Origin of the sequence: Thermococcus sp. GR6, from assembly GCF_012027415.1 — an archaeon.
GTDB classification, from domain to species: Archaea; Methanobacteriota_B; Thermococci; order Thermococcales; family Thermococcaceae; genus Thermococcus; species Thermococcus onnurineus.
Window position 1 is genome coordinate 893952 of the sequence record NZ_SNUM01000001.1, and the last position, 24232, is coordinate 918183.

Below are 24232 nucleotides of genomic sequence, written 5' to 3' on the forward strand. Positions count from 1 at the left end.
ACCTCAAGAATCAGTCCTCCACCACAAGACGGTAGTAGTAATAATAGCCCGCCGTTGGGCTCTTCCTTTTGATCTCGAGAACGTCTCCAGGCTTAGCGCCGAGAGCGACAACAGCCGGGTCCGAGGCCTTAATCTGCGGAAGCTGAGAAATTTTAATTCTGTACTTCCTGAGGAGCTCCTCTTTCTCCTCCTCGCTGAGTATTCTGTGCTCGGGAACCAGCTCATGGGTGAATATATCAAATTCTTTTTTCGCCGCCACCGAGAATTGCCCCCTTAACATTTTTTAAGAATGATTACCACTACCTCCCACCTGCGGGTTTCGGTATATAAGCTTTTCGAGTAGTAACTGGCTTGTAGGAGTTTATATCGGTTACGAAAAGTTTAAGAACCGTTTTTCGCGCCGAAAAGCGACTTTAGTGTACTAGTATGTTCACCAATACTGGAAAAGACTTATAAAGGCTCTGCATGGGTTCGAGGTTCGAACTTCCGGAAAAACGGCCAAATGGCTAGAATTTGTTGGAGATTCGACATTATTGGTGATAGAATATTGGCGTCATACTCGCTTTTTATGGGATCAATTGCCATATTCAATCAAAACAAGACCAAAATTGGTCAGTTTTTGGTAAGAAACGGAGAACGTTTGAGGCTTTAAATTGGAGTTTGCTCTTAAATCGGAGTATTTAGAGAAGTACTTGGGTTTTGCACTCCCACACAGATAAACAAGCTTTATCCTTCAAAGGTTGATCAAAGTGTTATCTTTCACTAGATTAGCTGAGACGAGTTGGTCTCCTTAAGAATGGCATTTAACAGGTTTCATCTTTACTCCGGCGCTCAAAGAGCGCCAGCAAGAGTGAAACACTGAGAGACAGCAAAATCCAACAGATAAACCACTCAAAGGTTAGCAAGTTTAAAAGCGACATACAAGCTTTGATGAAACTTCAGCGGAGAACGAAGTTCTCCGTGTGTTGGAGCGAAGCTCCAACATTGCTTGACAACAAGCTTTTGGGAAAAGCTTGACCAAAATGGTTCCATTTCCGTTGAATTGGCGAGGAATGAGAGCGTGCACTCTCAAAAGTACTTTTGATACAGGTTTACATTTAAAATTGCCACTTGAACGGGTTTCTCTTTTTATTCTGACGTCCTTCGGACGCCTTGTGGAGAGTGAAACTTCGTAAAATCGGCTATTTGGAGTGTAAACCGCCTACAAATGAGCACTTTAGAACTACACGCAGGTTTTCCGCCAGCGCTTTGCGAAGCAAAGGGCTATTATGGTGGGCCCGGGGGGCTTTGAACCCCCGACCACGCGGTTATGAGCCGCGCGCTCTGACCAGGCTGAGCTACGGGCCCACTGCTGGCGCCGCCGCCCGGATTCGAACCGGGGACCACTGGATTAACAGTCCAGCGCTCTACCGTCTAAGCTACGGCGGCACGACCCAATGTAGGGAATACAGGGTGGATTTATAAAGATTACGGTGGTCTCGTGATGACTACGATAAGCTTCTCCAGAGCCTATGCGGGATGAATATTCATCTTCGAGACCTCGAGAAGAGTCTCGTGAAGGTTACGAAAACTTTATATTTCTCCCTTCGGTCTTTAGACCGTGCCCCGGTAGCCTAGCCTGGCGGGGCGGCGGACTTGTAATCCGCCGGTCGCGGGTTCAAATCCCGCCCGGGGCTCCATATTCTCAGCTCGTCTCATCAAGGCTCGCCTCGTAGACTGGCCACGTTATGTAGCCGTCCTGGATGTAGATCTCAATGATCTCGGCTCCCTTATATTTGATCTCCCTGACTAGGAGCTTCTTCCTAGCCTTTCCCCTAAGGATGTCCTCGTTGATGTCCTTGGGGAGCTCTTCCGTCACAGGGAGAAGGCCACCCCTAACGTATATTCCCTTAAGCGTTCCTCCTTTGAAGAGAAACCCCCTGATGGGAACCTCATACTCTTCTATAATCTCTCTGTATGAAACGAACCCGGACTTTCCCAACACTTCTGCCATTTGTTTCACCCATATGTAAGTGATTTATTACATATTTATTAAGCTTTCGGTGCAAATCTGAGTAAGAAGGATCTCAGATGGAATGCAGAAAATTGTGGGAAGGGGCAAAAAGATCAAATATCGACTTCTCCCTTCTCCTTCAGCTCTCTGTACATGCGCCATGTTATTATTGGCCTCTTCGCCGCTAGGACATCATCCACGCGCTTGGCCGCTGTATTGTGTGGTGCGCTCTTCACGAGCTCGGGGTTGCTGTAAGCCTCTTCGCTTATCCTCTTGAGGGCTTCAACGTAGGCGTCGAGCTCCTCCCTGCTCACAGTCTCGGTTGGCTCTATCATGAGGGCCTCGTGGACTATCAGCGGGAAGTAGATAGTCGGCGCGTGCAGGCCGAAGTCGAGAAGCCTCTTGGCAACATCAAGGGCTTTAACGCCAGTCTCCTTCTTCATGGGCTCGGCGCTGAAGACCACCTCGTGCTTTCTGAGCTCCTTGTGCGGCAGCTCGTAGCCGCGGGTTCCTTTGAGCTTCTGTGTGAGGTAGTTGGCGTTGAGAACCGCTATCTCGCTGGCTTCCTTCAGCCCGTCCCTTCCCATTATCTTGAGGTAGGTGAGAGCCCTTACCATGACTGCAAAGTTGCCGTAGAGCTCCTTAACTTTCCCTATGCTCTTGGGCACGTTGTAGTCGAGGTAGTACCTCCCGCTCTCCTCGTCATAGCCAACGAGCGGAACCGGGAGGTAGTCCTTCAGGAAGTCCTTGACACCAACCGGGCCGCTTCCTGGACCGCCGCCGCCGTGGGGCGTCGAGAACGTCTTGTGGAGGTTGAGGTGAACGATGTCAAAGCCCATGTCGCCGGGCCTTATTTTTCCGAGGACGGCGTTTAGGTTTGCTCCATCGTAATAGAGCAGGCCTCCAGCTTTGTGAACTATCTTGGCGATCTCAAGTATCTCATCCTCGAAGATGCCGAGCGTGTTGGGATTGGTGAGCATCAAACCTGCAGTCCTCTCGCTGACGGCGTTCTCGAGGGCCTCCAGATCAACGGTTCCGTTCTCGTTCGATGGGATCTCGATGACTTTGAAACCTGCCATGGCAGCTGAGGCGGGATTGGTTCCGTGCGCTGAGTCTGGAACTAGCATCTCAGTCCTCTGCGTTTCTCCACGGTCAAGGTGGTAGGCGCGGATTATCATAACTCCGGTGAACTCGCCGTTGGCTCCGGCGGCAGGCTGTAGCGTGAAGCGATCCATTCCGGTGATTTCCTTAAGCCACCCTTCAAGCTCCCACATTATCTTAAGAGCGCCCTGGATGGTTCTCTCGTCCTGGTATGGGTGGACGTAGGCAACACCCGGATGGCCGGCTATCTCCTCGTTTATCTTTGGGTTGTACTTCATAGTACATGAACCGAGTGGGTATATGCCGCTGTCAACGCCGTAGTTCATCTCGCTGAGCCTGGTATAGTGCTTGACGACTTCCGGTTCGCTGAGCTCTGGCAGGTTGAGCGGGCTCTTGCGCTTGAGCTTTTCCGGGACTCTGATCTCAACGTCCTCAATCGGCTTTGGAAGGGTATAGCCGACCCTGCCTGAACGGGAAAGCTCGAAGATGAGCGGTTCATCCCACTTAGCCTGACGGAACATTCAGGCCACCTCCCTAAGGGCCTCGATGAGGGCATCGACCCATTCCTTCCTTGTTGTTTCAGTTGCCGCAAAGAGGGCGCTCTCGCCAAGCTCCGGGAAGTGTGGCTTGAGGTAGAAGCCGCCGTGGATGTTTCTCTCAAGGAGGCCCTCGTGTATTTCTTCGTAAGATTTCTCGAAGCGGACGAGAACATCTTTGAAGTTCACGCCCTCAAAAGGAATCTCAGCGACCTCACTCAGGCGCTTCTTGAGATAGGCCGTGTTCTTGAGGATTACCTCGCCAAGTTCCCTCAATCCCACCGGTCCGAGGCTCGCGAGGTGTATCGCGGCCGCAACGGCAACCAAAGCTTCGTTTGAACAGATATTAGAGGTTGCCTTTGCCCTTCTTATGTGCTGCTCCCTCGTCTGGAGGGTCATCACGAAGGCACGCTTTCCGTCGGCATCTTTCGTCATTCCGATTATCCTTCCAGGCATCTGGCGGATGAGCTTTTTGTCGTCCCTGACAGCGAATATACCTGCTCTTGGGCCCCCGAAATTCATTGAGTTTCCAAAGTAAGCGGCCTCGCCGACGACTATGTCCGCACCGAGCTCTCCAGGGGCCTCAACTATGCCGAGTATCGTTGGATCAATGCCCACAACGAAGAGCGCCCCGGCATCGTGGGCTATCTCACCTATAGCTTGAATCTCCTCTTCAAGAATACCGAAGAAGTTGGGCATCTCGACGTAAACCCCGGCGGCTCCTTCTACTTTCTCCTTGAGCTCCTCGAGGTCGAGCTGGCCGCGCTCGTTCCAGTTCACGTACTCGATTTCAAGTCCCGGTCCGGCGGTGTAGGTATGAAGGACTTTCTTCTTCTCCGGGCTCATGTGCTCTGGAACCACGAACTTGTTCTTTCTGGTTACACGGGCACTCATTAATGCCGCTTCTGCCATGGCTGTTCCCCAGTCATACATGGAAGAGTTGACTATCGGAAGACCAACGAGCTCCGCGATAAGGCTCTGGTATTCGAAGAGCGCTTGGAGCATGCCTTGGCTTATCTCGGACTGGTATGGGGTGTACGCGGTGAGAAACTCGCTCCTCTCGATTAGGTATTTTACATGAGCCGGAATGTAGTGGAAGTACGTTCCCGCTCCAAGGAAGCTGGGCATTTCGAGGACAGTCTTGTTCTTTGAGAGGACTTCGTTGAGCTCGAGAAAGACCTCGTACTCGCTCCTACCCTCGGGGAGGTTGAACTCCTTGACCATGCCCTTGGGCACGTCGGAGAAGAGGTCTTCAATTGAGGTGAACCCGATTTCCTTCAGCATTTCATCCTTATGTGCTGAGTTAGGCAGGTAGTGCTTTCCCATGCCTATCACCCTCTGAGCTTTAAGATGGTCGTTGAAAATATGCCCAGCAGATTATATGCTTTGTGTTTCAGCTGACCTCCTCCCCGCTCTGAAAGGGAACCCCTATCCTAGAGCTAGGGAGGTTTGAGGGGTCTCTCCTACTAGTGTCACCACTTTCGGGTCATACAACCCCTCGGGGACGGTCTTACCCCCATTACCCCTCCCCTGAGCGAGTAAACCGCCCAGATTCGGGGTTATGGTTTTCACAGCCTTCCTCAAAATGTTAAACGCTCCAACGAGGTCTGCATTCAGAACCAGCCCCTCTTGTGGACATAAATATAATCCTCTAACAAAACGAGCCCCGTAATGGGACCGTCCACAGAAGGGGCAAGTGAGAGAAGTGTAAGCCTCATCAACAACCTCAACCACAATACCATACTCCTCCGAGACTTCCCTCAATCGTTGAATAATATAGCTGAACAGCCAGACTCTTGATAGGAGGAAGTTCTGCCTTCTTCCCTTACCAGAATTTCTGGCTATTCCCTTGGGATAACCAACGATGATTTTCGAAACTCCCAAGTCGTGGAGACTCCTGACAACTTGTCTTACTGATGAATTCACGTAATTTCTCGTTTGTAGTTTCCACTTCAGGTGATACTTTTTCAGCCGTTTACTACTCTTTTTACCGTTCTTGTTTAGTTCAGACTGGTAATCGGCTATTTTTCTCTGCCAGTAGAAGGCTATGCTCTTCAATGGTCTTCCATTCACGAGGAAGGAATGGCCATCAGAAACATAAACAGCCATCAAGTTGTTTATCCCCAAGTCAATTCCAGCAGTAAGGTTTCCCTTCGGAGTTTTCGGAACGCTAACCCATTTCCCGCCTTCAAGTTTTTCCTCGACCTTTGAAATTGAAACGTGAGCATACCACTTGCCCTTAACGTCGTCATAAATTATTTCAAGTCTCCCTTGTTTCCCTTTAAGGTGAATTCTTCCCTTGAATTGGACTCCAAGTTTTCCAAACTTTCCGAGGCCCTTGAGGATTAGCCTGTTTCCCTCGATTTTGTATTGGTCGTTTCTGAGGATTATGAAGGGTTTTCTCTTTTTATTTCCCTTTCGATAACCAGGTGGAGAGGGTTTGCCAAACCACTCGGGAAGTTTTCCGCTCTTGGATTTCTTCAAGAGGGCGAAGAAACTCCTCCAACTTTCTGTATTCTTCCGACAGATTTGCTGAACCGTTGCGGAGCCGATTTCTCTTTTGTATTTCTCATAAACTATCTTCTCCGTCGTTCCATAATCAACGCCTTTACCTTCGAAGAAGGCTCTCCTCCTGAGATAGTTCACCTCGTTCCAGACTTTGGCTCCGGTATCGGCTAATTCGAAGAGTATTCTCTCTTGCTCCTTGCTCAGTTGGAGTTTCACCGTTACAGTCCGCTTCATCTCGAAGTATGGTATGGTTTTTAGGTTTTAAAAGAGTGTTGCCTACCTCTCAATTGGCTGGATTTTTAATTACTGCATTCCCGTCCTAAAGGGCGAGGCTTGAAAGAGAGAAAAAGTAAAGAGAAAAGACTTCATGAGAGGCCCACATCTTCGAAGAACTTCTCCATAAGACCTGCAACGAGCCTAATGTTGTACTGCATGCTCTCATAGACTGCCCACTGGACGTTGCTGTATTCTCTGCCATCAATGGTCTTGAAGCCGCTTGGGGCATTGATGTCGAAGTTGGCGTGGAGTTCTATGTTTCTGATGGCCCAGCCGTCGACGTCGCTGTCGAACCAGTCGTTTTTGTCGACGTGGGTGTATATGTAAACAGTGTCTCCTGGAACGGTGACACTGGTGTCAACGAACAGGTTTGGATCTTGGGCGTACTTGGCAATGAGGTTCCAGTTCTTGTCATATATTTCGACGTAACCGAGAGTCCTACCATAAACATTCTGCATATCGATGTCCTTGAAGACGATAGTTATCGAGCTGGCGCCCTTGAATTCGAGCTTCAGAACGCTCCAGTCACCCCTCCTAAGCTCCTTCGTCCAGAAGTAGCTGCCAAGGTGTCCCCATTCGCTCCAGAGAATTATGTCCTGACCAGTTGAGTAGAGCATGTATCTCCAAGAGTTGTGGGCTGCCAAATCGGCATAGGCCCAAGCAACACCATTGGCAAGGCTCATGTGGCCGTTTTCGTTATCGGCTATGTAGATGTCCCCACCCCACATGAAGCGTGCCTTCTCGTCCGGGATCTGCCACCACTTTATGGGCATAAGGTCGAGTGGGACGCGGTTGTTGAGAATATCATCGGCCACTGCTGGTGAAATCTCATTCTCAACGAAGTCGTGGGCGTTTTCAATGTATTTGAACTGTTCGAGATCCTCGAAGAGGTGCGGGGTCTGATGAGCGATGAGCATACCCTGGTCCTCGATTATGTGGACCGCCCTACCGAGATAGTACATGGCCTCCCCGTACTTGCCCTGCTTCCAGAGCTGGACAGCAGTATCGTAAAGTCTCTGGGCCATGTCTGCCGCAGAGGTATCTGGGTCTCCGAGTAGATTAACTGTGAAGAGTTCAGCGTGATCCATCGGGTCGAGAAAGTGGTACTGGGACTGGATGGTGTAAACCTTCCCGTCAATCTCTATGCTTCCACCGGTCCAGTCCTCATCGTAGGCTCCGTAGAGGAGCTGATCCTTGTACTGCATCAGTATCTGGCCGAGCTCCGGGTTGTCCTGATAGACGGCTTCAATAGCCTTATAGGTCAGCTTCTGGTGGACGTTCATGGGGTTGTCAAGGGTTGGACCGTCCGTTGGCCAAGCACTGACGAGTCCACTTAGAACCAGAAAACCGAGAAATATTGCCAGCAGTTTTTTCATTTAACTCCCTCCTTGTTGTATGCACTGCAAATCAAACAATAGAGAACCCGAATTAAAAATTTTTCGAGTTACAGGAGTTACAAGAACCACAAGTTTTGAGTCAAAACGTAGCGGGGATTGGGGGAATATTGTGAATTGAGAGGATAAAGCTTAAAGTTCAAAGGGCATCATTCCGCCGGGGGATAGCATGATAATCGCCTTCGACTTTGACGGAACACTCGCCGATACGTACTCATGCATCGAGGAGGCCTTCAGGCGAGCCCTAGAGAAGCGCTACCGCTGGCTCCCATTCAAGGGTTTCTGGGCCAAGGTTCTGACTAAAATCGAGATGTACTTTGAGAGACCAGCCTTCGGACGTCACAAGAAGAAGTCAGAGCCACCGTTCTTCCTTAGGACTAAGTTCATGGAGACATGGTTTGAGGAGCGGGCAAAGCTCAGTAAACCTCTCGACGATGCTCCCGAGCTCTTGAAAAGGCTCAAGGAGGAGGGCCACACAGTGATATCTTTCTCGGCCGAGGACTTCATAGATGGCATGAAAGTGAAAAGGCTCAAAGCTATGGGTATCTACGATCTCTTTGACGATGTCATCGTTTTCGGGCGTGATTTGACGATAGACGAGGCGTTTAAGCTTGTCCGCGAAAAGTACGGGAATGAAGTCTTTATCTGGGTCGATGACAAGCCCTGGCGCTTCATCGGACACGGCGACGAGAACACTGAGTACGTCTGGTACTACTTTCCGTCAACTGCGAGGTTCATGGAGAAAAACCGCGAAAGGCTCGCCCTAATTCCACATCTGCACGTGATACGGGATCTGTGGAGCCTCCTTGATGTGATAGAACGGGTGAAGCAGGAGCGAAAAGAGCTCAGTCGCCACTGAGATATTCCAGCGTGTCTTCTACGAACTCGTCAACGTCCCCTTTTTCAACTTCTTCGAGTTTGAGCCCGAAAGTCTTCCCGAGGTTCCATCTGATAGCGACTTCTCCCCTGTCTGTCTCAGCGATGATCAGCCCAAAGGGTGCATCCCCCATCCAGTGGTGCTTGGAAAATGTGACATCAAAGCCCCTCTTCTCAAGCTCTTTCAGAATTAGCTCGTACGTTTTAGCCGGCCCGTAAGGGCTTTTGACGAAGCCTATGTAGGGCATTTTTACTCACCATTGTTCCATCAATGGCCAGATTTAAAACCTTTTCGGTTCCCCTAACAAAGTTTAAAAGCCGGAGGTTGAACCTCCTACCATGAAGCCAGAACCCCTCCCCGACAAGGCCCTCCGATTGGGGAGCGCACTCATCATAGCGGATCTCCATCTAGGCTACGAAGTCAGTATGGCGAGGGAAGGCTTCTATCTTCCGAGGGTCTTCCATGAGGTTGTCGGTCAGCTTAAAACCCTCCTCAAGAGGGAGAAACCAAAAATCCTGATAATCGACGGCGATTTGAAGCACTCATTCATTCCTGAGTGGCGAGAGAGGGAAGAGCTCAAGGCCCTCGTGGATGAAATCAGCCCGCTCGTTGATGAGATAGTTCTTGTAAGAGGAAACCACGACGTGGGAACGCTCTGGCTTAAAGAGTCCGGCGTTGAAATCGTTGACGAGCTTGAACTTCACGGCTGGAAGCTTGTTCATGGACATAAGCTCGTGGAGGGTGAACGATTTATTATCGGCCATGAACACCCGGCAATAAGGCTACGCGACGAGGTAGGGGCGCTCATAAAGGTTCCTGCCTTCATTATGAGTGACAATCTGGTCGTTCTTCCTGCCTTCAGCCCCTGGGCATACGGCAACGATGTTCTGCGCGAGATAGTGTCCCCTTTCCTGAGAGCGTACGATGTAACAGGCTCGAGGGTTCTTGTACCCTTAGAGGAGGACCTCCTTGATTTTGGATCCCTCGGAAGATTGGCTCAAGTATTAAAGGGCCTTTGAGGTCAACCTTTTAATACCCCCAAAATGGAAGCTTACTCCAGGTGATGAAATGAGGAAGCTTTACGTGGGAATTCTCATCACGTTGATGGTATTCGTCGCTGGGTGCATATCCTCCGGAGGAACAACCTCGACGACGACCACAACCCCCAATCTCCCCTTCACGGCAGAGGATATTGAGAACGCCGTGAAGAGCCTTAAAAGCTATGAGTACACAATGAAGGTGGACAGCTACAACGGCACGAGGCTCGTCGCGCAGCTGGTGACCAGCGGGGTGATTGACTTTGAGAATGAGATGAAATCAACAGTTACCATATCAAACGGCACCCTGATGGGACCCCTTTACTACAAGACCTACTACTACACGACCCCCAAGGGCTACGCGACCCTGACTGACAGGAACGGGACAATCGTCTGGGAGGCGACCTGCTACGGACCCAATGAGGGGCCGAACCTGACGACATCTATACTTGACAACGTTTGGAAGGTGCTGACACTCCCCGAGGTCAGGGTTGAAGGAGAGGGGGACTACTACGTCATCTACGCGAATGTAACCGGAGGAACCTTCGAGGTTGGGATGGAAAACACGAACGTTTACAGCACCAAGATTGAAATCAAGCTCACCAAAGACCTGATACCTATTGAAGTCAAGCAGACTGCATACTACACCAAAGGCGACGAGAAGTGGGTTGACGTCATCACTATCGAGATCAAAAACATTAACAGTGCAAAAGTGGAGCCGCCGTCGGAGCTGGTTCAGTACTTGAAGGAGCAGGGCATAGACCTGGACGAGCTCCTTGCCAGATGCTAAACCTTTAAATTTCCAGCCTTCCATTCTTTTTTGGTGAGCAACAATATGGACGTGTTGAGTGCACTTGTGTTCTTCGCCTACGCTCCTGCGCTTGTCATACTCTGGTACTTCTATCACGCGGACAAGTTCGAGCCAGAGCCCAAAAAATACGTCATAGGCACATTCATCCTCGGCGGAACGCTCTCCGTTGGAATAGCGTACATCCTGGAGATGTTTCTTACTATCGGCGGCAGGGTGGATCCGGTACTCCCGACGACTGCCTTCTATGTGGCTCTCGTCGCAGGCATCGTGGAAGAGCCGGCCAAGGCCCTGGCGATTAGGTGGCCGTTCAAGGCGGGCCAAATGGACGGCATAATGGACGGCCTTGTTTACGGAGTCGCCGCTGGCCTCGGCTTTGCCGCCACGGAGAACTTCCTGTATGGCCTCGGTTACGGCATTCCGGTCACGATTGTGAGGGGATTCTTAACGCCCTTTGCCCACGCCACGTGGAGCGCAATAATTGGCGTTGGCTACGGCATGAAGGCCGAAGGAAAAGTGGACTCAATGGGCCCGTTCTTCCTGCTGGCCATCATCCTGCACTTCGTCTGGGACTACTACGCCTTCCTAAGCTACAACGTGGCGGCATACCACATAATGTTGATTCTGTTCATTATGATCAACTTGGCGATACTGCGCTACTTCCTCCTGATGGGCCAAGCGGAGGATGCCAGTAGGGTATGGTACTACTGGTTCAGGAGGGGTGGGTATGAGTGACAAGCTTAACGAGGCTCTCTTCGAGACGAGGCCTTACGTGGAGTACTATGAAAAGCTAGAAAACCTTGTAAAAAGGCTCTGGACGGAGGCAGCGACCGAGGAGAACTTCCTTCGGCTCCTGAATGAGGAGATTGAGCGTGCCGAGGAACCCTTCAGGACGGACCTTAGAATATTCCTCCAGAAGTTCGAGGCGCTTTGATTTTCCACTTTTTAACATATTTGGGTGGAGGCGTATGAGAGCAAGCTCTCTTTACGTCTTCTTGCTTCTTATGATTATCACTCTGGACGTAGTTTATTACGTGGGACCTGCTTCCACGGATAGTGGATACTCATACAACTTTTCCGGTTTCTGGTGGTGGGGCCCGATGGGGAGACACGAGTTCTACGGGCGCGGTTACTGGAACTGCAGTTCTATTGGCTGGCGTAAGGTGGTGTACTATCCTGATGACATAGATGTTAAGAAAACTGAAGTCTTCACGGCGGATGACAGAATCGTAATCGTAAAGTGGAAGTGGTCCCGAAAGGAAACTCAAACCTTAAACTTGACTTTGAAGAACCTCCGCGAAGTCTTCTATGATCCTTGGTCTCATGCGGTACAACTCTCCATAAGTCCCAATGTGAGCGTCTTCACGAATGGCAGTGTTACCAGATACGTTCTGAGGAGCGTTTCCGAAGATGAGTGTGCCATTCACGAGGCAGTTCAGAAGGCCGTTTTTGTAGGAGGCATGCCCGTGAGTTTGACCATCATTAAGGTTGGCAGAACAAAAATCCAGAATGGTACTATAACTTGTCTGGACGCCGATTATGAGAATCGGATTGAATACACAATCTCCCCACAATGCCCATCTCCACTCTATGGAGACGGGTTAAACAATGATGTCATCCGGGCTCTCTTTTCGTGGATTGAGTTCATTGGAGGGTAGTGCCGCTTTCCACTTTTTGCTGACTATTTTCGGTGGTGTATAAAATTTGAATAGATAAATTATTTAAACCTACTACTCTCTTTTATTTGAACAACTACTGGAGGGTGTACTATGAGGAGGTTCCTGGGATTTGCCTTGGTACTTTTGGTAGTTGTGATGAGCGGATGCATTGGAAATAATGCCCTTACGGAGGAAAAGGTAATAAACGCCATAGACTCGATAGATACATACTCTTCCCACCTCAACGAGAGCTTAGTAATGAACATGACGTTTATCTCACCTCACAAGAATGATACCCTGAATCTGAGGATTCTCTATTCCATTCTCGGCAACGAGAGCTTCAAAGAATCAAGGATGCTGTTCCACATAAACACGACAGTTGAGATGATGGGGATGACAGTTCACTTCCCCGCTGAGGTCTACGTTAACGGGAACTCTTCATACGTCAAAGCAGAGAGTAAATGGATGACTTACGATGAATTTGTTGAAAAATACGACGCCGAAGATACGGCCCAAGACGTTGAGAGAATCGCCGAGAAGTTCAACCTAACTTACACGACCATCAAAAAGCTCATGCAGAACAAGACCATCGAGTTCACGATGGAGGATGAGCTTTATGTTGTAAGGGTTAACGTTACCTTGAGGGAGCTGTGGAACGCCACGGGAGTGGAGGATGTAATCCTCGGAGACCTTGAAAAGGAACTCAGGAGCGCGGGAGTGGAGTTTATTTACAACGAGACGCCTGGATACATCATCATCAAGTTCACGAAGGATGGCTATCCCGTCTATTTCGAGAGGTTCAACAGCGGCGTCATGGAGTTCTACGACCCTGAAACTGGAAAGAAAGCCATCATCCGCTGGTCTGACCACGTTGTGGAGAAGTTCTGGAACATAAATCAGGCTAAGATTGAGCCTCCCAAGGACTTGATGGAGATTATCCGGGACAACCAGTGACTTTATTTTTCCTTTTAGAACCTTGGTCCACGGAAAACCCTTTTAAAAGAAAAGGGGAATCTAAGCCCCTCTCGTTGCGACTATTTTTATCCCTTCCCACTCGGTCATAACTTGACCGATTTCCACCGGCGCCTCCACCTCCAGCTTTGAAAGGAACTCCATCAGCTCCGGAATCTTCTTCTTGGGGACTGGCTCTGCGGTCTTAACACTCACCGTCGGCAGGGCACCGTTCCTGACCTTGATGACGCTCATGACTACTCTCTTCGGATTGGTAACCTCCTCGATGGCCCACTCCTTGCCCCTAGGACAGGTGTATCCTTTGACCTCGCCGATCTTGCCGTTCTCAACCTCGACCTCCAGTGCACAGCCGAGGGGGCAGACAATGCAGGTAAAGCGATAGGTCTTCTTCATAGCGGCACCACCTCCATGGTGATGCCATCCCCGGCCTTCGCGATCTCCTCCTTTCTTAGCTTCACTCTGAGCATCTCCGCCGGCTTGACCACTGGAAGGCGGAGCTTTTTGCATATCTCTGGGAAACGAACCTCGACGTTCTCCATTGGTTTTGAAACGCGCGCGTATATCCAGACGTCCCTCTCACCGCTGAGATAATGTGGAACCAAAAGCCTGACGTTCTCGCCTTTTTCCAGCTTAATCCAGCGCCTCGTTGGTATCCCCTCGTTGTCTATGAAGAGCTTCGCCCCCTCCGCGGCAAGCTCACCCTGCTCGGCAACGTAGTCCACGAGGTCGTTTATAATGACCGAGTTTCCAGCGGCAAATATTCCTGGAACACTCGTCTCAAAGAGGTCGTTAACGACAGGTCCGCCTGTTGTCGGATCTATTTCAACCCCGATGGCAGTGAGGAGTTTGACGCTTGGCACGAGGCCGGCCGAGATTATCAGCGTGTCAGCCTCAATCCAGAACTCCGTTCCTGGGATTTCCCTTAGATTCTCATCAACTTTAACGATCTTGACCCTCTCGACCCTCTCCTTTCCTCGGACTTCAACGACCTTATGGCTCAGATATAGCGGAATATCGAAGTCCCTGAGTATCATTATGTTCCTGGCCAAGCCTCCGGGATAGGGCATCAACTCGATTACGGCCTTGACCTTTGCTCCCTCAAGGGCAAAGCGGCGCGCCATTATTAGTCCAACGTCGCCTGAACCCACGATGACGATTTCTTTTCCCGGCATTACACCGTAGATGTCCATAAGCGTTTGGGCCTCTCCTGCGGTGTAGATTCCCGCCCCCCTGTCTCCGACGATTCCTATCTCAAATGCGTGCCTCTCACGCGCTCCGGCGGCGTAGATTATAGTCCTTGTCCAGACCTGATAGGCTCCGCTCGGAGAACTGAATACAACGACTTTCTCGAGGTCTGAGTAGTTTTTAATCTCCAGAACCCTCGCGGCCGTCCTGTAATCAACGCCAAGCTCCACAAGCCTCTTAGCGAAGCGTGCCGCGAACTCCGGCCCGGTGAGCTCCTCTTTGAAGTAGTGCAGTCCGAAGCCGGGATGTATGCACTGGGGCAGGATACCGCCAAGATAGTCGTTGTCATCGAGAAGGAGAACTTTAAGTCCGAGCTCCTTTGCCCTTACGGCGGCCGCCATTCCTGCAGGCCCGCCGCCAATGACGACAACGTCGTAGTTGAGCATTGGAAGGTCGTTCATGCCTCCTCACCTCTGAGGAGAACCTTAACGTCGCCTATACCGACCTCGCTTCCCTTTCCTTTCAGTGTAACCTCCCAAGGCCCGACACCATACTCCCTCGCTAGGAGCTGGATTATTCTCGGCCTGCAGAAGCTTCCCTGACAGGTTCCGGTCGTTGCCTTGGCCCTGAACTTGACCGAATCGACGCTCGGTGTCTTTACACCGATGAACTTCATTCTCTCTATTGCCTCTAGAACATCCCCCTCGCTAACGCGGTTGCATCTGCAGATAACCTTTCCGTAGGCGGGGTCTCTTTTGACGACCTCGTTTATTTGAGCCGGCGAGAGCATGAAGAAGTGGGTGATTTCCTTCCTGTAGGGATTCCACTTCCTCTTTTCAACGAGTTCTATTCCAAGGTCACGCTGGATTATTTCGGCTACCTCGTAGGCTATCGCAGGGGCGCTCGTGAGACCGGGCGAGCGAATTCCGGCGACGTTTATGAAGCCCCAGACTTCCTCTTCGGCCTTTATTATGAAGTCTCCACCCGTTGGTTCGGGCCTCAGACCGGCGAACGTTCTGATAACCTTGCTCCTCGGCGGCAGCTGCGGCCAGAGTTTTTTCGCACCTTCCCAGACCTGCTCAAGTCCTTCCCTTGTGGTCGCCAGGTTCTCCTTTTCCTCGGGTGGCAGGTCTTGGGCGTTCGGTCCTATCATGAGGTGTCCGCTGATCTCTGTTGTGACAACTATGCCCTTGCTTATTGGCGTCGGCGTTGGGAAGAGAACGCGCCTCGGTCCGGGGATGCTCTCATCAAAGAGGAAGTACTCGCCCTTCCTCGGGTGAATCTCGAAGTAGTCTATCCCCGCCATCCTAGCTATCTCGTCGGCGTAAAGTCCGGCGGCGTTAATAACTATGTCCGCCTCTATGAAGCCATCCTTCGTCTCAACACCTCTAACCTCGCCGTTCTCCACCTTTATCCCGGTAACTTCGGTCTCAAGGTGGGTTTTGACGCCGTTGGCAACTGCATTCTCGACTATCGCTATAACCGCTGGAATTGGACCTATCTGACCTACTATTGGAACCCACAGCGCTCCAATGGCTTCCTTCGTGAGGTTAGGCTCAAGGTGGAAGAGCTCTTCCTTATCGACTATCCTCATCTCGGGCACGCCGTTCTCCCTTCCACGCTCCAAAAGTTTCTCAAGCTCGTCGAAGTCCTCTTCCTTCGTTGCCACTATCAAGGCCCCGTTCCAGACGTGGGGAATCTGAAGTTCTTTAACCCACTGGTGCCAGAGTCTGTTACCACGGATGCACAACTTGGCCCTCATCGGGTACTTTTTCGGGTCGTCATCGTAGCCGCCGTGAATTAAGGCTGTGTTGGCCTTGCTGACGCCCCAGCCGACGTCTGGAGCTTTCTCAATCAGATGCACTTCAAGGTTCTCGTACCTGCTCAGAACGCGTGCTATGCTTGCGCCGCTTATTCCCGCGCCGATTATGGCGACCTTGGTTTTCATATTTTCTCCCTCCGATTTAACTTGAGAAAGGACTTTCACCGTTTTAAAGCTTTCTTTAACCTCAGGTTTGGCCCAAAAGGAAGGAAAGAACAGTTCTGGGCATAAAAGGGGAGAGCATTAGTAGACATCAACCGAATGAACATATATGGCGTTCGGGTTCACTCCTCCCGTTTAAAGATGAAAGAAAAAACGGGCCATGCCTTCGTCAAGCATCCACAACCTTGGCCCAGCCCATAGCCCTCTTTACTGCCTCCTTCCAGCCGCGGTAGAGCTTCCTGCGGGTTTCTTCGTCCATCACTGGCTCGAAGACCTTCTCTGCCTTCCACAGGCTCTTTATTTCTTCGAGGCCCTCCCAGTAATCGACGGCCAGTCCCGCCAAATACGCCGCTCCCAAGGCAGTAGTCTCCTTCACAACGGGCCTGACGACCCTCCTGTTGAGTATATCCGCCTGGAACTGCATCAGGAAGTCGTTCGCTGTTGCTCCCCCATCGACGCGGAGCTCCTTTATCCCCACGAGTCTCTCCATCTCCTCGACCACGTCGCGCGTCAGGTAGGCTATGGCTTCCAGCGTCGCCCTTGCAAGGTGCTCCCTACCAGTTCCGCGCGTTATGCCAATTAGCAGCCCCCTCGCGAACTGATCCCAGTAAGGGGCTCCAAGGCCAACGAAGGCAGGAACGAAGTAAACCCCCTCGTTACTCTGCAGCTTCCGGGCGAGTTCCTCCGTCTCCGGCGCGCTCTTTATGATTTTGATTCCGTCGCGGAGCCATTGAACTGCCGCCCCTGTTATGAAGACGCTCCCCTCAAGGGCATAGGAGACTTTTCCATTTAACCCCCACGCTACCGTGGTGAGCAGGTTATCTGAATAGCGGACGGTCTTGCCCGTGTTGGCCAGGATAAAGTTTCCGGTTCCGTATGTTGCCTTAACCATGCCCGTCTCGAAGGCGGCCTGGCCGAATAGAGCTGCCTGCTGGTCGCCCGCGTCGCCACTTACGGGAATTTCAGCGCCGAGAAGTTCTTTCTTTGTGTAACCGTAGATTTCACTCGACTCTTTGACTTCGGGCAGGACGCCCTCGGGAACCCCAAAAATTTCGAGAAGCTCGTCGTCCCATTCGAGCTTCTTGATGTTGAAGAGCATTGTCCTGGATGCGTTTGAGTAATCCGTAACATGCTCGCCCGTGAGGCGGTAGATGAGGAAGGTGTCAACCGTTCCGAAGAGAACCTCGCCTTTCTCGGCCTTCTCCCTTAGGCCAGGTACGTTGTCGAGGAGCCACTTAAGCTTGCTGGCCGAGAAGTAAGCATCCGGAACTAACCCTGTCTTCTCCTTGATGACCTCGCCGTATTCCCGCTTTATTTCTTCGACCATCTCAGCGGTTCTTCTGCACTGCCAGACTATCGCGTTGTGGAGCGGCTTTCCGCTTTTATCCCAGACTATCGTCGTCTCGCGCTGGTTGGTAACGCCTATCGCCACTATCTGAGTTGGCTCGATTTTAGCCCGTTCGATAGCGGTCTTTATCGCCCTGAACTGGGCCTCCCATATCTCGTCCGGGTCGTGCTCGACCCAGCTTGGTCTGGGATAGTGCTGGGGGAACTCGTACTGACCAACGCCGAGAACGTTGCTCTCCCTGTCGAAGACTATGGCCCTGGCTGAGGTAGTTCCCTCATCAAGCGAGAGAATGAACCTGTCCATCCCTGTTCACCAGTGATGAGAAAAGTAAAAGATGGTATATTAGGGCTTCGGTCGTTGCCTTACCTGAGTCCCAATCTCCTTAAGTACTCAATCATCCTCTCAACGTCATTCGCTATGACGATCTCGAAGAGGCCCTTCAGCTTGGCCAAGTTATCGTCTTTGTAGAAGAGAACGTCGTTCTCCGTCCAGAGGGCGACCTTGAGGCCCATCGAACGGGCCCAGTGGAGTGCCTGAACCGTCTTCTCGAGGCCAATTACTGGAATGGCCTCCATCGGGACGTTTATCGACCAGAGGTCGAGCTCTTCCTTGAGCTTCGGTATGAGGGGTACAACTTCTTCCCTATCTATGAGCAGCCCCATGGCCGTTTCCGTGTCCTGCTTCCGGTATTCCCTGAGTGCCTCAATCTCGAAGGAGGATATCATGACCCGCTCGGGATCGTTCTCGCTAACTATTCTGGCAACTTCCCTCGCTGTATCGACGTCCTTGAGCTCGACGTTAATCAGTGCATCTTTTGGAAGAACCTCAAAAACTTCCTCAAGCGTTGGAATCCTCTCGCCCATGCCTATGTCCGCCTTCTTGAGCTCCTCCAGCGTCATTTCTTTCTGCTTTCCGCTTAGGTTGCTTGTCCTATCTATGCTCTCGTCGTGCATAACTATGACTTTTCCGTCCTGGGTGAGCCAGACGTCGAGCTCGATTCCATCTGCCCCGGCTTCCACGGCCTTTCTAAAAGCCAAGAGACTGTTTTCAGGGTATTTGCTCATGTACCCGCGGTGTCCGAGGACGATAACCCTATCACGTTCCCATAGCATTGCCATCGCCTCCAGCGAATAGACCTTTGGGGTAAAAACTTTTTCTCAATCTGGCAGGGTCGTCCGAGATGACCGCGTCGACAAAGGGGAGGATCCTCGAGACCCAGTAGAGTTCATCCATCTGGTAGTTCCAGAGGTAAACCCTCGTCCCCCGCTTCCTTAGGGTTCTGAGGAGAACCACCAACGCTTTGTAGCCGACGTAACCGATGGTATCAATCGGCACGTGGACGGAATAGAGACCTTTCAGTCCGGCAAGATGGGTAATAGATGAGTAGCTGACTATGGAAAAGCCCACCTTGCAGGATGGACATTCCTTCATGAGGTGTTCTGCAATTTCTCTGTTTTCTGTTGAAAAAACTACGTTTTCAAGAATCCCAAACCTTTCCGCGAGCCTCAGGGTTCCCCCCACAGCATCTATCTCTTTCAGGTCAGCGTTGAGTAAGGCTCCAGAGAATTCCCTAAAAACATTCCTGACCGTTGGGATGAGCCTCCCGTTGGGATGTACCCTTCGCAGTTCCCTCAGGCTCAGCTCCCGGATATACCGATAAGAACCGTTAGCCTGAAAACCCTCGTCGTGATGAACCACAAGCTTTCCGTCGCCTGCGACTCTCACATCGAATTCTATTCCATCGGCGTATCTGAGCGCCCTTCTAAAGGCGGGAAGCGTGTTCTCAAGCCTTCCCCTGAAGCCCCTGTGTCCGAGGATCGTTGGTGATACCATCGCCACTCCCACATTTGCGGAGACCAAAAAAACCTTAAAAACTCAGCGTTCCAGTTCATTGGGGACTAAAATAGATGGGTGATGAACATGAAAGACTTCAGGTACAGCAGGATATTTATCCTTGGTTTTGGTTTCTTTGGGATAAGCATCATCTGGGCTCTCTACAACGCTTACGTACCGATTTTCCTGCAGGATACATTCCACCTCAGCAAGACTGTTACTGGCTTTATCATGACGATAGACAACCTATTCGCGGTTTTGCTCCTCCCTTTCCTTGGGGCTTTAAGCGATATGACGCGCACCAAACTCGGAAGGAGGAAGCCTTACATTCTCCTCGGTGCACCTTCGGCCGCTCTTATGTTCGCGCTCATTCCCGTGGCCAGGGAATACGAAAGCCTTGCCCTCTTTATGGGAACTATTATATTCATGAACTTCTTCATGGCCCTCTTCCGCTCGCCGGTCATAGCATTTATGCCGGACATAACGCCGAGTGAAAAGAGAAGTCAAGCGAATGGAATAATTAACTTCATGGGCGGCCTCGGCGCCCTGCTCGCTTACTTCGGCGGTAAAGCCCTTTACGATATGAACTACGCATATCCCTTCTATCTTGGTGCGGCGATAATGCTCCTTGCCAACCTGCTCGTGGTCCTTTTTGTCCCCGAGCCCGAGGAGTACCGCGTCCCTGGGAAGAAGCTTGAGCTCAAGAAGCTTCTCAAGGAAACAACCAGAAAGAGCTTCGGCGAGTTAAAGGAGAACCTCAAGGACGTCTTCGCGAGTAAGGAAAGGAGCCTCTTTGCCATCCTTGTGGCGATATTCTTCTGGTTCATCGCCTTCAACTCTCTGGAGACCTTCTTCACGAGCTACGCCAAGTATCACCTCAGAATTGAGGAGAGCACTGGAGCCTTCATGCTGGGGGTCTTCTCGCTTAGCTTCATGATATTTGCCATTCCCGCCGGTTTCATAGGTGGCCGCTTTGGAAGAAAGAGGACGATAACCCTTGGCCTTCTCATAGTCGTTGCTATAATGCTCTTAGCTTACCAGCTCGGTGAAAGCTCGAAGCCGGCCAGCAGCTCCCTCAACGACCCGGTAGTGATGAGCTTCATGGGACTGTTCTTCGTCGGCGGCATAGGCTGGGCAATGGTCAACGTCAACTCCCTGCCGATGGTTGTCGACATGACCACCGAAGAAAAGCTCGGTGGCTACACGGGTCTCTACTACTTCTTCAGCCAGGCCGCAAACCTTGTGGCACCGCCCCTCTCCGGAGCGTTCATAGACGTGGCTGGATATAAAACGCTACTGCCCTTCGCAACGCTGTTCTTCATACTAGCAATGATAGCCATGCAGTTCGTCAGAAGGGGAGACATCGTCAGGGGGAAGGGCAACATCTACGACTACGTACCCGATATGGACTGAGACCTTTTCTATTCTTACTCCTTTTCTTAGTCCTTCGAACCGAAAATGTAAAAACTCCGTTTTAACATAAAGGTGTCAAAATAAGGAGGTGAAACCATGAACAGGAAAGGCTTCAGCTGGAGTGTTGTTCTCGGTCTGGCCCTGCTCGGATTCAGCAGGAGCGTCGGCTGGGCACTGAATAAGGGCCTCTCCTTCCCGCTGCTTTCGAGCTACACACAATCGGCCTTTGTGAAAGGAACGATTTTGGCTTTCGAGGGTTTCATCGGTCTGTTCATCCCCGTTCTTCTCGGCTATTACAGCGATACGCTCAAATCAAGGCACGGAAGGAGAAGGCCATTCATTATGGTGGGTGGTCTTCTGGCAGGAATAGCTGCGTTGATGATCTACACTGCCTACGCCATGGGAGTTCCACTCTGGGGCTTTGCACTGACGCTGGGCTTCTTCTACCTCTCGATGCACCTTTACACAGCACAGTATAGGGCTTTGATGCCCGACACCATCGAGAGCGGTCAGAGGGGTAAGGCCAGCGGAGTTATCACACTCCTCGAATGGGCCGGCAACCTCTTCCTCTTCGGCCTTGCCGGCTACCTCATAGCAAAGGCCGTGGCCGAAACTGGTGAGAGCGAAGGGATAAAGGCCCTTGCACAGACGCCCTACCTCAAGGTTCCATTCCTCGTTACGGCTTTCTTCCTCATAGGTGCGGCCCTCTTCGTTTACTTCATCGTTAAAGAGCCCGAAGCACCGGAGATTGAGGAGAACGAGAGCCTCAAGGATTACCTCAAGAGCATCGTCGAAAACCGTGACTTCCTCAAGTTCTACGCGGCTCAGACACTCTGGTGGATGAGCTTCGAGTTCATAGCGATTTTCCTCTACGGCATCTTGGCGTACATCCTCCACGGCTCGGCCAGCGAGGAGAACGTTAAAGCTGTGACCTCCCTCGGCCTCTACCTCATGGCGCTCTTTAATGTCACTGTTCTGCTAGGTGCTCTACCGGGAGGTCTCATCTACGACAAGCTCGGCAGGAGGCTCAGCATAATCCTTGGCGGCGTTATCTTTGCACTACCGCAGCTCTGGGGCTGGTTCATAACGAGCCAGACGGAGATAGTGATAGCCCTTGGAATAGCGGGAATCGGCTGGGGAATCCTGATGGCTGCATCCTACCCTGTCATTGGCGATCTGCTTACCCACTATGAAAAAGAGGCCTTCACTGGCAGATACTATGGCTTCTTTGAGGCGACGCGCTCCCTTCCGGTGCTGCTGGCAGGAATAGTCGGCGGTGCCATAGTTGATCTGGCCGGCGAGAACTACAGAATACTCTTCCCCATAGGCGCAATCCTTGTGCTCTTGGCTATGCCGATGATATGGCATATGAAGAACCTCGAGGTCAGCAAAGCAGAATCAGAGTGAGGTGATAGCATGGGCTGGCTTATTGGCCTTGGGATTCTTATCTTCCTCTTTATTCTCTTCGTCGCATTCATCGGCTACAAGATGGTGAAGCCCCCCCGGCTTGTGGAAGACTGGACACCCCGAGATTTTGGCTTCGAATACGAGGACGTTGAGTTCACCACTGAGGACGGCCTGAAGCTCAGCGGCTGGTGGATCGACAATGGGAGCGAGAAAACTGTTATCCCTCTTCACGGCTACACAAGGAGCAGATGGGACGACGTCTATATGAAACCGGTTATCGAGTTCCTCCTCGGGGAGGGCTACAACGTCCTTGCCTTCGACTTCCGGGCTCACGGAAGAAGCGAGGGAAAGTACACGACCGTTGGTGACAGAGAACTGCTCGACATCAAGGCTGCCGTTGGGTGGCTCAAGGAAAACCATCCAGAAAGGGCCGGGAAGATAGCCCTCGTCGGATTCTCCATGGGCGCCATAGTGACGATACGCTCGCTGGCCGAGATTGAAGAAGTCTGCTGCGGTGTTGCAGATTCACCACCGATGGATCTCGACAAGACAGGGGCGAGAGGTCTCAGGTACTTCGCTAGCCTTCCTGAGTGGCTCTACATCTTCGTCAAGCCTTTTACAAAGCTCTTTAGCGGCGGCAGGGAGTTTCACCCGCTGAAATACTCGGACAGGATCAGAAAGCCACTCCTACTGATAGCCGGCGAAAAGGATCCACTCGTCATGGTGGATGAGGTTAGGGAGTTCTACGAGAGGAACAGGAAGATAAACCCAAACGTTGAGCTCTGGGTAACCGATGCTGCCCATGTCAGGACGCTCAAGTTCCATCCCGAGGAGTGGAGAGCGAAGGTCGGAGAGTTTTTGAGGAAGCATCTTTAACTTTTCTCCCCTTTCCTTTCACTCGGGTCAGTCCCTATACCCATTATATGCTTCAAGCAGAATTATATTGCATAGTACAGGCTTACCAGGAGTTCTGAAATTCAGAGTAAATCTCACGAGCAATTTTTCTTCTTGGTCGCTTGAAGATGAGAACCTCCGAAACTCCCGAAACACCGTGCTCTGGTGGAGTTATCAATTCGGCATCCTTGAAGAAAATCTTTCCCAGGGCGAGCTGTGAAGCTAAGTCCCATGCCCTCAGCTCCATCTCCGTGACCTTCTCAAAGCCCGGCAGTCTGTAGTATCCCCTCTTCTCGATCCCCCTTCGAACATCGTATCCCTCGTGAAGTGAAACTAGCGTGTACTCTTCTGTTTTTGCCTCAACTAAAAAGTTCTTGTAGTTGGAGTGGTAGAGAAACCTGCTTATTCTGTCTGTTTCTTCGATAAAGAAAGTCCCATCCTCACTTAGAACAACGGCAACACCAGCGAACAATCTTACCACCTCAAACGGGTCAAAATGCGGCATTGTATGTCCCCAAAGAACGGCAACGTCGTGCTTGTCCACGAGAGTGGGAAGTGTCAAGACATCTCCAGCAATCAGGTTGAGTTCTGGGTTTATGCTGGCTATTTCAAGCCACTCTCTTGCTTTTTCTAAATCCTCCTTTCTAGCTTCCACAATTGTCAATTTTGATGCAGAAAGGGCTTTGGCCGCAGCTACCCCTGCAATCCCGGTTCCAGCGCAGAGGTCAAGAACGCTTGAGGCCTTGTAACTCTGGCTTTCAAAAAAGCGGACTATTGAATGAAACCTCTGCACTGCCCTTACATCTTTTGGCTCCATCCACCATCTAAAGTGCCTGTAAAATTCTTTAAGCGACATCAGACCACCATAAGGTGCTGTGAAGTCTATTTTAAAACTTTTAAGGCCTCGGCTAACCCTCTTTTCCTCACCGCTCAGCGTGGCTAACGCTCGTCATCGGCCGAGAAGAGTTCGCCTCAAGGTTTAAAAAGAATCCGCCGAAGAAAAGCGGG

24 protein-coding genes and 3 tRNA genes are annotated in these 24232 nt (G+C 51.2%); 11 read left to right on the forward strand and 16 right to left on the reverse strand.

Features of this window, described 5'->3' with window-relative positions:
• Window positions 1-10 precede the first annotated feature (10 nt).
• From E3E32_RS04980 to E3E32_RS04990, 3 genes are all read right to left on the reverse strand, one after another.
• A complete protein-coding gene (locus tag E3E32_RS04980) occupies window positions 11-259 on the reverse strand; it encodes a DNA-directed RNA polymerase subunit H (RefSeq protein WP_012571174.1) in 249 nt (82 codons plus the stop codon).
• 1010 nt (window positions 260-1269) lie between these two features.
• Window positions 1270-1347, reverse strand: a tRNA-Ile gene (locus E3E32_RS04985).
• Window positions 1348-1352: 5 nt separating this feature from the next.
• Window positions 1353-1428: transfer RNA gene (locus E3E32_RS04990), tRNA-Asn, on the reverse strand.
• 174 nt (window positions 1429-1602) lie between these two features.
• On the opposite strand from E3E32_RS04990, the gene E3E32_RS04995 reads away from it, so the two are divergent.
• Window positions 1603-1679, forward strand: a tRNA-Thr gene (locus E3E32_RS04995).
• 5 nt (window positions 1680-1684) lie between these two features.
• On the opposite strand, the gene E3E32_RS05000 is transcribed toward E3E32_RS04995, so the two are convergent.
• The 5 genes from E3E32_RS05000 to E3E32_RS05020 all read right to left on the reverse strand — a co-directional run bounded on the left by E3E32_RS05000 (window position 1685) and on the right by E3E32_RS05020 (window position 7790).
• Complete coding sequence (locus E3E32_RS05000) at window positions 1685-1993, reverse strand: hypothetical protein (protein ID WP_012571173.1); 309 nt, start codon at window positions 1991-1993, stop codon at window positions 1685-1687.
• Window positions 1994-2106: 113 nt separating this feature from the next.
• Window positions 2107-3615, reverse strand: a complete 1509-nt coding sequence (gcvPB, locus tag E3E32_RS05005; RefSeq protein ID WP_167730596.1) for an aminomethyl-transferring glycine dehydrogenase subunit GcvPB — start codon at window positions 3613-3615, stop codon at window positions 2107-2109.
• Window positions 3616-4956 carry an aminomethyl-transferring glycine dehydrogenase subunit GcvPA gene (gene gcvPA, locus E3E32_RS05010; protein ID WP_167730597.1) on the reverse strand — a complete coding sequence of 447 codons (1341 nt, stop codon included), beginning with the start codon at window positions 4954-4956 and terminating at the stop codon, window positions 3616-3618.
• 102 nt (window positions 4957-5058) lie between these two features.
• Window positions 5059-6372 carry an RNA-guided endonuclease TnpB family protein gene (locus tag E3E32_RS05015; protein WP_167711804.1) on the reverse strand — a complete coding sequence of 438 codons (1314 nt, stop codon included), beginning with the start codon at window positions 6370-6372 and terminating at the stop codon, window positions 5059-5061.
• Between the two features lie 131 nt (window positions 6373-6503).
• The gene (locus E3E32_RS05020) at window positions 6504-7790 is read right to left on the reverse strand and encodes a phospholipase (protein WP_167730599.1); all 1287 of its coding nucleotides are present in this window, start codon (window positions 7788-7790) and stop codon (window positions 6504-6506) included.
• A 187-nt stretch (window positions 7791-7977) separates the two neighbouring features.
• Between E3E32_RS05020 and E3E32_RS05025 the strand changes: the two genes are divergently transcribed.
• Window positions 7978-8667: an HAD family hydrolase gene (locus E3E32_RS05025; protein WP_167730601.1), complete on the forward strand. Its 690-nt coding sequence runs from the start codon at window positions 7978-7980 to the stop codon at window positions 8665-8667.
• Here E3E32_RS05025 and E3E32_RS05030 read toward each other — a convergent pair.
• Entirely contained in the window at window positions 8654-8932 is a 279-nt protein-coding gene (locus E3E32_RS05030; RefSeq protein ID WP_167730602.1) for a hypothetical protein, read from the reverse strand. The two genes, E3E32_RS05025 and E3E32_RS05030, sit on opposite strands and share 14 nt — an antisense overlap.
• A gap of 91 nt (window positions 8933-9023) precedes the next feature.
• Here E3E32_RS05030 and E3E32_RS05035 point away from each other — a divergent pair, with 91 nt between their 5' ends.
• The 6 genes from E3E32_RS05035 to E3E32_RS05060 all read left to right on the forward strand — a co-directional run bounded on the left by E3E32_RS05035 (window position 9024) and on the right by E3E32_RS05060 (window position 13142).
• Window positions 9024-9704 carry a metallophosphoesterase gene (locus E3E32_RS05035; protein WP_167730605.1) on the forward strand — a complete coding sequence of 227 codons (681 nt, stop codon included), beginning with the start codon at window positions 9024-9026 and terminating at the stop codon, window positions 9702-9704.
• 49 nt (window positions 9705-9753) lie between these two features.
• The gene (locus tag E3E32_RS05040; RefSeq protein ID WP_167730606.1) at window positions 9754-10512 is read left to right on the forward strand and encodes a hypothetical protein; all 759 of its coding nucleotides are present in this window, start codon (window positions 9754-9756) and stop codon (window positions 10510-10512) included.
• Window positions 10513-10557: 45 nt separating this feature from the next.
• Window positions 10558-11265 carry a PrsW family intramembrane metalloprotease gene (locus tag E3E32_RS05045; protein ID WP_167730998.1) on the forward strand — a complete coding sequence of 236 codons (708 nt, stop codon included), beginning with the start codon at window positions 10558-10560 and terminating at the stop codon, window positions 11263-11265.
• Window positions 11258-11464, forward strand: coding sequence for a hypothetical protein (locus E3E32_RS05050; RefSeq protein ID WP_167730608.1), 207 nt, complete (start codon window positions 11258-11260; stop codon window positions 11462-11464). The genes E3E32_RS05045 and E3E32_RS05050 overlap by 8 nt, the downstream gene beginning before the upstream one ends.
• A 166-nt stretch (window positions 11465-11630) precedes the next feature.
• The gene (locus E3E32_RS05055; protein WP_167730610.1) at window positions 11631-12188 is read left to right on the forward strand and encodes a hypothetical protein; all 558 of its coding nucleotides are present in this window, start codon (window positions 11631-11633) and stop codon (window positions 12186-12188) included.
• A 111-nt stretch (window positions 12189-12299) separates the two neighbouring features.
• Window positions 12300-13142: a hypothetical protein gene (locus E3E32_RS05060; RefSeq protein ID WP_167730612.1), complete on the forward strand. Its 843-nt coding sequence runs from the start codon at window positions 12300-12302 to the stop codon at window positions 13140-13142.
• A 60-nt stretch (window positions 13143-13202) separates the two neighbouring features.
• Here E3E32_RS05060 and E3E32_RS05065 read toward each other — a convergent pair whose 3' ends face one another.
• The 6 genes from E3E32_RS05065 to E3E32_RS05090 all read right to left on the reverse strand — a co-directional run bounded on the left by E3E32_RS05065 (window position 13203) and on the right by E3E32_RS05090 (window position 19522).
• Window positions 13203-13553, reverse strand: coding sequence for a DUF1667 domain-containing protein (locus tag E3E32_RS05065; protein WP_167730614.1), 351 nt, complete (start codon window positions 13551-13553; stop codon window positions 13203-13205).
• On the reverse strand, window positions 13550-14806 hold the full coding sequence (locus E3E32_RS05070; protein WP_167730616.1) for an NAD(P)/FAD-dependent oxidoreductase: 1257 nt from the start codon (window positions 14804-14806) through the stop codon (window positions 13550-13552). The genes E3E32_RS05065 and E3E32_RS05070 overlap by 4 nt, the downstream gene beginning before the upstream one ends.
• Entirely contained in the window at window positions 14803-16293 is a 1491-nt protein-coding gene (locus E3E32_RS05075) for an NAD(P)/FAD-dependent oxidoreductase (RefSeq protein WP_167730618.1), read from the reverse strand. The genes E3E32_RS05070 and E3E32_RS05075 overlap by 4 nt, the downstream gene beginning before the upstream one ends.
• A 205-nt stretch (window positions 16294-16498) precedes the next feature.
• Entirely contained in the window at window positions 16499-17980 is a 1482-nt protein-coding gene (gene glpK, locus E3E32_RS05080) for a glycerol kinase GlpK (RefSeq protein ID WP_167730620.1), read from the reverse strand.
• 59 nt (window positions 17981-18039) lie between these two features.
• Window positions 18040-18789 carry a glycerophosphodiester phosphodiesterase family protein gene (locus E3E32_RS05085; RefSeq protein WP_167730999.1) on the reverse strand — a complete coding sequence of 250 codons (750 nt, stop codon included), beginning with the start codon at window positions 18787-18789 and terminating at the stop codon, window positions 18040-18042.
• The gene (locus E3E32_RS05090) at window positions 18773-19522 is read right to left on the reverse strand and encodes a glycerophosphodiester phosphodiesterase family protein (protein WP_370456355.1); all 750 of its coding nucleotides are present in this window, start codon (window positions 19520-19522) and stop codon (window positions 18773-18775) included. Before E3E32_RS05090 ends, E3E32_RS05085 begins: the two co-directional genes overlap by 17 nt.
• A 75-nt stretch (window positions 19523-19597) precedes the next feature.
• On the opposite strand from E3E32_RS05090, the gene E3E32_RS05095 reads away from it, so the two are divergent.
• The 3 genes from E3E32_RS05095 (at window position 19598) to E3E32_RS05105 (ending at window position 23206) form a co-directional block, all read left to right on the forward strand.
• The gene (locus E3E32_RS05095; RefSeq protein ID WP_167731001.1) at window positions 19598-20923 is read left to right on the forward strand and encodes an SLC45 family MFS transporter; all 1326 of its coding nucleotides are present in this window, start codon (window positions 19598-19600) and stop codon (window positions 20921-20923) included.
• A gap of 96 nt (window positions 20924-21019) precedes the next feature.
• Window positions 21020-22330: an MFS transporter gene (locus E3E32_RS05100; RefSeq protein WP_167730622.1), complete on the forward strand. Its 1311-nt coding sequence runs from the start codon at window positions 21020-21022 to the stop codon at window positions 22328-22330.
• A gap of 9 nt (window positions 22331-22339) precedes the next feature.
• Entirely contained in the window at window positions 22340-23206 is an 867-nt protein-coding gene (locus tag E3E32_RS05105) for an alpha/beta hydrolase (protein ID WP_167730623.1), read from the forward strand.
• A gap of 82 nt (window positions 23207-23288) precedes the next feature.
• Here E3E32_RS05105 and E3E32_RS05110 read toward each other — a convergent pair whose 3' ends face one another.
• The gene (locus tag E3E32_RS05110) at window positions 23289-24080 is read right to left on the reverse strand and encodes a class I SAM-dependent methyltransferase (RefSeq protein WP_167730625.1); all 792 of its coding nucleotides are present in this window, start codon (window positions 24078-24080) and stop codon (window positions 23289-23291) included.
• Window positions 24081-24232: the final 152 nt, after the last annotated feature.